This is a genomic window from Photobacterium sp. R1, from assembly GCF_054600795.1.
The window spans coordinates 1-313 of sequence record NZ_BAAHZP010000338.1 but is presented as its reverse complement, the minus strand read 5'-3'; the positions used below and the strand labels follow the sequence as shown (position 1 = coordinate 313).

At 56.9% G+C, this 313-nt stretch carries 1 protein-coding gene; it reads left to right on the top strand.

Translation table 11 applies throughout. The features are described 5' to 3' along the window. Positions 1-313, top strand: a 313-nt coding sequence (locus ACYP03_RS25315) for an ATP-binding cassette domain-containing protein (protein WP_459782574.1), incomplete at both ends; no start/stop codon positions are given.

Here is a 313-nt window from a genome sequence, read left to right as displayed (position 1 = left end):
CTGACCCGTAACTGGGACCCGCAGCAGGGCCAGATAACACTGGATGGCACACCGCTTTGTCAATGGCAGGAAGCAGCACTGCGTGATGCTGTCAGTGTGGTCAGCCAGCGTGTTGATATCTTTAACGGCACAGTTCGGGATAACCTGCAATTAGCAAAACCGGATGCAACCGACAACGAGCTGACAACCGTACTGACCAAAGTCGGACTGGCGAAACTGCTGGATGGTAATGGCCTGAATCCCTGGCTGGGTGATGGCGGACGGCAAATTTCCGGGGGCGAACGCCGCCGTATGGGAATCGCCCGAGCGCTTT